Origin of the sequence: Nostoc sp. (genome assembly GCF_036917455.1) — a bacterium.
Taxonomy (GTDB): Bacteria; Cyanobacteriota; Cyanobacteriia; order Cyanobacteriales; family Nostocaceae; genus Nostoc.
Map to the genome: position 1 here is coordinate 22,204 of NZ_JBALDK010000185.1, position 8,863 is coordinate 31,066.

Genomic DNA, 8,863 nt, shown 5'->3' on the forward strand with positions numbered 1-8,863 from the left:
AATGAACAACTGACAATTGAACGCATTTAAAAAAGGCTAGAGACAAGTTAAATGTTGTCTCTAGCCTTTTTTATTTAATGGGCAGTACCAGACTCGAACTGATGACATCCTGCTTGTAAGGCAGGCGCTCTACCAACTGAGCTAACCGCCCTTTTACCAATCCTTAACTAATATAGCAGACCATTTTGTATTGCGCTAGTAGTTTTGGAAAAATCTTTTTTCTCTTATACTGGCTCAGTATTCAGTTACTCAGCACGGGTTAAACGCTCCGCTATCGCTAACAGGAATTAGAATGCCCTCTGGTCGGACGCACGATCGCATTACTATGTATGCTCTGCCGTTGGTGGCGGGCATTACTTTGTGGCAGACTCGCAGTAGCAATGCGACTTTGTTGGTTGCAGGCGGGTTTCTATTTGGAGGGCTGATGTTTGGCCCCGATTTAGATATTTACTCTGTGCAATTTCAACGCTGGGGTTTCTTGCGCTGGATTTGGCTACCTTATCAAAAAAGTCTGCGCCATCGTTCTTTTTTATCCCACGGGCCAATTATTGGCACAATTCTGCGGATACTTTATCTGGGGTGTTTGCTAGCAATCTTGGCAATTTTCGTTTTGGCAATTGCCCAAAGGTTATGGAATTTGAGTTTTACTTGGCAAGATTTGGGCAAAACTGTGGGGCGATCGCTCGTGCAATACGATACTGAATGTATTGCCCTGTTTTTGGGTTTGGAACTTGGTGCGATGAGTCATTCTCTCAGCGATTGGAGTGGTTCGGCATACAAGCGCTTTCAAAAACAAGGGGTTCGGGGGTTGCTTCCTAGTGGCAAAATTAAGAAGCGGAAAGTTACAAGTCGCGGTAGTCGTCGAGCTACAGTTAGCAGAAAGAGCAACGGAAGAACGACAAAGGACAAATAACAAATGACAAATGACAAAGTTGATACTTTGGCGGCGTTGCAAGAATTGATTGAGGTAGTAGCAAAATTGCGATCGCCTGATGGTGGTTGTCCGTGGGATTTGGCGCAAACTCCCGAAACGCTAACCCCTTATGTAATTGAAGAAGCTTATGAGGTAGTGGATGCAATTAAGAGTGGAGATAAAAGTGCGATCGCAGAAGAGTTAGGCGATTTATTATTACAGGTGGTATTGCAAGCCCAAATTGCCAGCGAATCTGGGCAATTTTCCCTCAAAGAAATAACTCAGGGGATTTCCCAAAAGTTGATTCGCCGTCACCCTCATGTCTTTGGTGATGTGTCAGTGACAAGTGTGGATGAGGTACGGCAAAATTGGGAACAAATCAAAGCTGCGGAAAAAGGCGAACCATCCCCAGACGCACAAAAACTTAGTGCTAAACTCGGTCGTTATGGGCGTACTCTTCCCCCATTTCCAGCAGCGATGAAGATTTCTCAAAAAGCTGCGGCAATTGGGTTTGAATGGGAAAATATTCAGGGCGTTTGGGATAAATTTCATGAAGAGTTGGGCGAGTTTCAACAGGCTTTAGCTGAGGAAACACCCGAACGACAACAAGCAGAATTAGGCGATTTACTGTTTGCAGTTATTCAGCTAGCGCGTTGGCATAATCTCGATCCCAGCGTCGGTTTGCAAGGCACAAATCAACGATTTGTGCAGCGATTAGAAAAAATGGAGGCAGTTGTCGATCGCCCTCTTTCTGATTACAGTTTGGATGAGTTAGAAACTCTCTGGCAACAGGCAAAAGCCCAACTTGCTAATGAAAAAAAGAAGGAGTAGGGACTAGTCCCGCATTTCTCACAAGCTTGAGAGGGACAGAGGGGAAAAACTTGGTATTTAAACTCTCCCCTGCTCCCCTGCTCCCCTGCTCCCCTGCGTTAGCGTCTCTCAGAGTTGCCATGTCGCAGACTTTACGCTGCGCTATCCCCTTTTTCGGTCAGAATACCTAACTTAATCCTGACTCCTGAATTCTGTTTTGGTAAAATACCACGGGATAATTTGACCTGTTGTTCTGCTACTGTTGTTGTAACCATTAGGTCCTCCTTAAGTTATAAAAAAATTTGCTTAAATCTACTTATTATATCTATAGCTTTACAACACTCTAGGTAGATTTTTTTATTGATCCATTATTGTAACATACAAAATGGGGGGATAACATAGCTACATTGTGTTTAATTGATTTTGTAAGACTCGTGTTGGCAAGACAAACCTCTATCTTGTAAGCAATAGTTTTGAGTTCAGCTTTGAGCGTACGGTAGAACTTGTATTTGCTTAATATTTCCTCTCACGTGCGCTTCTCAGTCTTAGCAAAGTGAGCAACATGAATGAATGTAGACGATTTTAGTCAGCAAATAGAGAGATTACGCTCACGGGTGACGATATTATTGCAAAGTACTGTAGGTGAACAGTACTCGCAACAAAAACTAACAGCAGAAGCTTTTGAAGAACTGAAAATTGCTTTGGAGGAAATGAGAGTCGCCTCCGAGGAACTACAAGCAACACGAATGGTAGTAGAGAACGAGCGCCAGCGCTACCAAGAGTTATTTGATTTTGCGCCTGATGGTTACTTAGTAACTGATATTTATGGCACTATTCTTGAAGCTAACCAAGCTACTACTGTCTTACTTAATATCTCAGAGCGATTTTTGATTCGTAAACCGTTGGTTAGTTTTATCGGACAGTCAGATCGTCAAGCTTTTTTTAATTATCTGGCTGAGTTGCAGCATCTCGACCGGGGCGGAGAATGGGAAGTGTGTGTACAACCACGAGAAAAAGTCTGTTTTGATGTTGCTTTGACAGTAGTTACCGTCCGGAACAAAAAGGGTAAGCCAGTTGCTCTGCGCTGGCTAATGCGCGATATTACCAAGCGTAGGCCTTTAGAGTCCGAGCGAAAACTGTTATTTGCCAGCGAGCAAATTGCCCGGATTGTAGCCGAAGCGGCAGAGAGGCGCTCTAATTTTTTGGCTGAAGCAAGTCGTGTGCTGGCATCTTCCTTAGATTACCGCACAACTCTCACGAGTGTGGCACAACTAGCAGTGCCTACCCTTGCCGATTGCTGCATTGTAGATGTCGTTGAAAATAATTCGGTAGCCTTTACTAACCCAGTCATCGCTGCTTCGGAACCGCAGAAAGAAACACTAGTGCGAGAACTCCGACAACGCTATCCAATTCCTGTCGATGCTGATTATGGACTACCAAAGGTTTTACAGACTGGTAAGCCAGAACTGGTTACAAACATTCTTGAGTCTTCATTGCAGCAAAACACATGGAACCAGGAATATCTCAATTTACTGCAAGTCAAGTCTTATATGGTTGTGCCCCTGTTAGTGCGGAAACGCAAATTAGGGACAATTGTATTTGCCTCTGCACAAGTAGGACGCTATTACACAATTGTAGATCTAGCAATGGCTGAAGAAGTTGCCCAACGCGCAGCTTTCGCCATTGAAAATGCACAGCTTTATCGGCAAGCCCAGGAAGCTAACCGAATTAAAGACGAATTTTTAGCGATCGTCTCTCACGAACTTCGTACACCTCTTAACTCGATGCTGGGTTGGGTTCAAGTAATACGTAATCGAAAATTGGATGAAGTAGTTACTTCTAAAGCACTGGAGACAATCGAACGAAATGCAAAACTTCAAAGGAAACTGATTGAAGATATCCTGGATATTTCACGTATTGTACAAGGTAAAATCCGCCTAAATCTCCATAAAGTTGACCTGGTAATTGTAATTAATGCGGCGATTGAGGCTGTATATCCCACATCTGAGATTAAAGATATTCGAGTTGAATCTAAGCTTGACTCGTCAGTAGGTGAGGTTATGGGTGATGTAGAACGCCTCCAACAAATAGTTTGGAATTTGCTCTCTAACGCCGTCAAGTTTACACCTAGCGGAGGCCGAGTTGAAGTGTGTCTGGAGCAGGTAAACTCAAATGCTAAGATTTCTGTCTCTGACACAGGTAAGGGAATTAATGCTGACTTTCTACCTTATATATTTGAGCGCTTCCGTCAAGCTGATAGTACAACTACTAGAACAGACAGTGGTTTGGGGCTGGGACTGGCAATTGTAAACCACTTAGTAGAAATGCACTCAGGTACAGTTTATGCATTTAGTGAAGGAGAAGGACGGGGAGCAACATTTACAGTCTTGTTACCTGTGATAGAACCGCAACCAGAGCAGTTAATTAAAGAAAGTCAAATAAAAGTCAATAACCTCTTAGCGCTTGATGGGTTGCAAATACTCCTTGTAGATGATAATGCCGATACTCGTGAGTTAATTGCCTTCATTCTTCAACAGTCGGGAGCGCAGGTGACATCGGTTAGCTCAGTAGGTGAAGCCTTGGAAGCGCTGGTACGATTAAGACCAAATATTTTAGTCAGTGATATCGGAATGCCAGATGAGGATGGTTATTCGCTAATTCGCCAAGTGCGATCGCAAGAAGCCCTTAGTGGGGAGAAGATTCTGGCTGTAGCACTGACGGCATTTGCTAGAGATGAAGAACGCAAGCTGGCTCTGGAAGCTGGATTCCATGTTCATCTATCTAAACCAATCGAGCCAGATAAGTTGGTGAAAGTACTGGCGAACCTAGTTAAAGGCAACCAACAATTTTAACGTATTAAGTCTTAGAGGATGTTTTAAAAGTAGTCGGCTGTGATATTAGGTACTTATTGATCCCCCCAACCCCCCTTAAGAAGGGGGGAAACGGAATCAAAGTCCCCCTTTTTAAGGGGGATTTAGGGGGATCTAAAAGTATTTGATACATCACTAAGGACTTTTCAAACATCCTCTTAAGGTTTTTTAGCACGTAATCAGCAATTGCGTGGGTGTATACTAGTCGTAAATATTGCTGAATTAGCAAATGCTTAGGCGTAGCCAACCGTAAGTAAGTTAGCGTTAAAAAAAGAGGCGGTAGTAACCGCCTCCTGGCAAATTAAAGCTTGGATGGATTGAGAAATGCTTTGACAGCACCCTAGAAATTCAGCTAGCGACTCAAAAACATAATCAAGACTACTCCCAGGATAATCGATCCACCACCAAGGATGAATGACCAGAAGCGATGGTAACTGTTGACAATAGTGTCATTTTCACTTTGAAGTTGAATTAAATCCATCCAAGGCGCAACACCTCGACGGAACCAACCTACAGCCCCTACTTGTTCGCCAATCAAGCTTTTTACTCGCTTCATCCCAAACAAGAAATTACCGATGGGGCCAAAGCGTGAGGCGTAATGCAAATAAAGCATCCCGCTACGATCCTGAATTTTTAAGTCAGAACCAAATTTATAACCAGCGTCGCCACGACCAATGAGTTGACCTTTCAGTTTTGCCGATTGTCCGCGTAACGGACTGGCGTAGGGGTCTGACATTAGCGTGAGAATATCAGTTTCTGCTGCTTGCTTGTAGTCGGGAAACATCACTAAGGCTTTGATTACAATTCCTATTCCTAAGCCAATAAGTGGCGCACCAAATGCTAAACCTGTGTTTGGGGAACTTGACAACAGAATCACACTCATTACCAAACCAACCAAGAAACCAATTGTTTCAGCGCCATACAGCACAACATCTAAAAAGAAGTTGCCGTAAAGTCTACTCTTACTCAGAGTTTTGCCTTCTCCAATAACTCGCCCCATATCAAACTCAGTTGGTAAACCCAATTGTTCGGCATAAGTGCTTAAGGCACGAACTCGCTTACCTGTCAATGGATGAGTTGAATTTAATTCCATCCACCAGCCCCAAGGGTTAAACATATCCCACAGAAAGACGCGACCAATTTTTTGGGTATCGGATGCAATGCGGTAGGCGGTTCCTGTGGACGCGGCGGCTTTATGGTCGTAGATACCCAAGGCGCGAGTCCCTTCAATTAAACGGCTGGGTTCTTGTGTCCGCAAACCTTCTTCTAATATCCCGTAAGCAATTTTCACCAAAGCGCGGGATAATCCATTGGGATTACCTGTACTTTCGGCTGCAAAGTGGTCAGCAAAGTATTCCCGTGTCCGAGAGAGGTACAGCAGTAGATAAGTACCAATGACGTAAAACACGTAGGCAACCAGACCAGCAGTTTGTATGGCATCTTTAATCTTGTTATCGCCACCACGCCCTAATCTTCTAGCTGTGCTGTAAATCAGGTAGCAAATTTGCACTAAGGTGGAAGCTATGGTCATCACTGCAAAGTCCCAGTGGACGATGTGCCCCAATTCATGGGCGTAAACTGTTGCAACTTCATCGTCATCCAGATATGTGAAAAGTCCTTGACTGACAACTAAGCGGGCGCTATTCGGCAATGAACCATAAGTAAAAGCCGTGGGGTTTTGGTCGTTAATTATGCCTAGCCGTGGTGTTTTCAGCTTTTTCTGCTCGCAGACTTGACGAATAACTTTAGCTGTCTCTGGACTGAGACTTTCAACTTCTGCTAACTCAACCCAGCGAGTTTGGTAAAGCCAGCTTTGAGTTAAGTCCATGAGAAATGGAGATAAGAAAAAGGCGGCGATATTAAAAACTAGGGTAATACCAATAGCGATCGCTAGCCCTTGGAGCGGATCGTTGCTACCCAAGATAAGTACTAAGCTCAAACCTAAAGCAAACACCATGCCAAACAACAAGGTCATGGTGACACCAGAAGCTAATGCCAAACTACCACCCACACCCCCCATTGCTAATTTCATCCCAGTAGTGGCGGCACGGCCTGCTTTTTGGCTGGCGTTAGATTGGGTTGCTGGCGTTTGGCGGAAGGATTGACTGGCTTGTTCTGCCCAACTGCGAGCTTGTGGGTTTTCACTCATCATTAACCTTTGACACAGAATTTTGGCTTTTTCGATTTCGCCTGTGGCTTGATAGGCTTTTATCAGCCACATCTGTGCTGAAAGATAATCTGAGGAATCGTGTTCAGCGCAATCGCGGCAGAATTTTTCGAGTAATTTAACCGCTTCTTGATAACGCTTGTCTTTTAAGGCATCTAATCCAGATTGCAATGACATAGGATCTCCCTAGTAAAGGAGTGGTATTTAATCCATCAATACTCAATAGATCCAGCGATCGTCACTGCAATTTCGTAAAAGTTTAAATAATGGCAGTATAAATTGTCTACTTAAGTAAAAGACTAGAGAAACACAAATTACAATGTCTCTCTAGTCTTGGGTACGCATAAATCATTTTTAAGGCTTTCAAATATTGCCTGTAATAATACTTAATTTATTTATATAGTGGTGCAGCTGTTACGTTTACTTCCCCTGTGTTTCATATTCACAGAATAAATGTTTTGAACCCAGTTTTGCTTCACCCGATCAGAGGAGTTATTGATTACCCAGATGGTTCACCCGATTGGAGGAAGACGATAAGCAACGATCGACTCAGATTGATAAGATGAAGAAAAAGTAAAGATTTCTGCTATGACTATTTTTGATATTGGTTCTCCCCTAATTGCGATCGCCCAAAAAACCCGCAAAGCCGCAAGTAAGCTGGCGATGCTCTCCACTGAGGCAAAAAATCAAGCGATTGTTGCGATCGCGCAAGCTTTAGAATCGGCTAAAGATGAAATTTTACAAGCAAATGTTGCTGATTGTAAAGCTGCTGATGCCGAAAAAATTCCCAAACCGCTTTATAAACGCTTGCAGTTGGATGAACATAAATTAAGAGATGCGATCGCTGGAGTCCGAGATGTTGGTAAGCTAGCAGATCCAATTGGTAAAATCCAAATTCACCGCGAACTTGATACTGGTTTAATTCTCAAACGAATTACTTGTCCTTTAGGTGTTTTAGGGATTATTTTTGAAGCACGTCCAGAGGCGGCGATTCAAATTGCTTCCTTGGCTATCAAATCGGGAAATGGTGTAATTCTCAAATGCGGAAAGGAAGCGGTGCGTTCTTGCGAAGCAATAGTCAAAGCAATTAAACAAGGATTATCTGAAACTGCTGTTAACCCTGATGCGGTACACTTGTTGACAACAAGAGAAGAAACTTTAGAACTTTTGAAGTTAGATAAATATGTAGATTTAATTATTCCAAGAGGTTCTAATTCTTTTGTGCGGTTTGTGCAGGAAAATACACGGATTCCTGTATTAGGCCACGCCGATGGTATTTGTCATCTTTATATAGATAAAGCTGCTGATATTTCTAAAGCAGTTCCGATTACCGTCGATGCGAAAGCGCAATATCCGGCTGTTTGTAATGCAATTGAAACTTTGCTAGTTCACTCTTCAATTGCTACGGAGTTTTTATCCAAAGTTGCCGAAGCTTTGCAAGAATGCCACGTAGAGTTAAGAGGCGATCAACGCACCTTGGAAATTTTACCTAATATCGTAGCTGCAAGAGAGATAGATTGGGAAACAGAATACAGCGATTTTATTTTGTCGATAAAAATTGTAGACTCGATAGAAGCTGCGATCGCACATATTAACGAATATGGTTCTCGTCATACTGACGCGATTATTACTGAAGATTCAATATCTGTGGAAACTTTCTTTGGATTAGTAAATTCAGCCAATATATTCCATAATTGTTCTACCCGATTTGCTGATGGCTTCCGCTATGGTTTCGGTGCAGAAGTAGGAATTAGTACACAACAAATGCCTCCCCGCGGCCCCGTTGGTTTAGAAGGATTAGTGACATACAAATATCAAATGACTGGTGATGGTCATATTGTAGCAACTTACGCCGGAGCGAATGCTAAAGCTTTTACTCATCAGGATTTAGAGTAAAGTATTCTCACATATAGCAGTCCTAAATCATTTGTGAGAGAAAAAATCGCTGAAAGGCTTTAAAATACTTACTTTTAAATATTTTCTCATTTTAATTCGGATTGCTATATATATGCTAAACCCGGATTTCTCACAAGTGAGAAAAAATCATTAGCTTGAGCAAAATTTTAGAGGATTTAATTGATACATCCTAAAGTAAGATTCAAA

General features: G+C 42.7%; 6 protein-coding genes and 1 tRNA gene. 4 read left to right on the forward strand and 3 right to left on the reverse strand.

Going from position 1 to position 8,863, the window contains the following annotated elements; genetic code table 11:
* Positions 1 to 78: 78 nt before the first annotated feature.
* A tRNA-Val gene (locus V7K42_RS19585) sits at positions 79 to 151 on the reverse strand.
* Between the two features lie 141 nt (positions 152 to 292).
* On the opposite strand from V7K42_RS19585, the gene V7K42_RS19590 reads away from it, so the two are divergent.
* Together V7K42_RS19590 and mazG are read left to right on the forward strand one after the other, a co-directional pair.
* Entirely contained in the window at positions 293 to 913 is a 621-nt protein-coding gene (locus V7K42_RS19590) for a metal-binding protein (RefSeq protein ID WP_334918940.1), read from the forward strand.
* A gap of 3 nt (positions 914 to 916) precedes the next feature.
* Positions 917 to 1,744: a nucleoside triphosphate pyrophosphohydrolase gene (mazG, locus tag V7K42_RS19595; protein ID WP_334918942.1), complete on the forward strand. Its 828-nt coding sequence runs from the start codon at positions 917 to 919 to the stop codon at positions 1,742 to 1,744.
* 131 nt (positions 1,745 to 1,875) lie between these two features.
* Here mazG and V7K42_RS19600 read toward each other — a convergent pair whose 3' ends face one another.
* Positions 1,876 to 1,998: a hypothetical protein gene (locus V7K42_RS19600; protein ID WP_334918943.1), complete on the reverse strand. Its 123-nt coding sequence runs from the start codon at positions 1,996 to 1,998 to the stop codon at positions 1,876 to 1,878.
* A gap of 291 nt (positions 1,999 to 2,289) precedes the next feature.
* Here V7K42_RS19600 and V7K42_RS19605 point away from each other — a divergent pair, with 291 nt between their 5' ends.
* Positions 2,290 to 4,575 carry a hybrid sensor histidine kinase/response regulator gene (locus V7K42_RS19605; RefSeq protein ID WP_334918945.1) on the forward strand — a complete coding sequence of 762 codons (2,286 nt, stop codon included), beginning with the start codon at positions 2,290 to 2,292 and terminating at the stop codon, positions 4,573 to 4,575.
* A 370-nt stretch (positions 4,576 to 4,945) separates the two neighbouring features.
* Here V7K42_RS19605 and V7K42_RS19610 read toward each other — a convergent pair whose 3' ends face one another.
* Positions 4,946 to 6,937 carry a zinc metalloprotease HtpX gene (locus V7K42_RS19610; RefSeq protein ID WP_334918947.1) on the reverse strand — a complete coding sequence of 664 codons (1,992 nt, stop codon included), beginning with the start codon at positions 6,935 to 6,937 and terminating at the stop codon, positions 4,946 to 4,948.
* 411 nt (positions 6,938 to 7,348) lie between these two features.
* Between V7K42_RS19610 and V7K42_RS19615 the strand changes: the two genes are divergently transcribed.
* Positions 7,349 to 8,656, forward strand: coding sequence for a glutamate-5-semialdehyde dehydrogenase (locus V7K42_RS19615; protein ID WP_334918949.1), 1,308 nt, complete (start codon positions 7,349 to 7,351; stop codon positions 8,654 to 8,656).
* Positions 8,657 to 8,863: the final 207 nt, after the last annotated feature.

Bases quoted from the DNA above. Each gene is read 5' to 3' on its own strand.
- V7K42_RS19610 (WP_334918947.1), bottom strand. From the start codon at position 6,937: ATGTCATTGCAATCTGGATTAGATGCCTTAAAAGACAAGCGTTATCAA.
- V7K42_RS19605 (WP_334918945.1), top strand. From the start codon at position 2,290: ATGAATGTAGACGATTTTAGTCAGCAAATAGAGAGATTACGCTCACGG.
- mazG (WP_334918942.1), top strand. From the start codon at position 917: ATGACAAATGACAAAGTTGATACTTTGGCGGCGTTGCAAGAATTGATT.
- V7K42_RS19615 (WP_334918949.1), top strand. From the start codon at position 7,349: ATGACTATTTTTGATATTGGTTCTCCCCTAATTGCGATCGCCCAAAAA.
- V7K42_RS19600 (WP_334918943.1), bottom strand. From the start codon at position 1,998: ATGGTTACAACAACAGTAGCAGAACAACAGGTCAAATTATCCCGTGGT.
- V7K42_RS19590 (WP_334918940.1), top strand. From the start codon at position 293: ATGCCCTCTGGTCGGACGCACGATCGCATTACTATGTATGCTCTGCCG.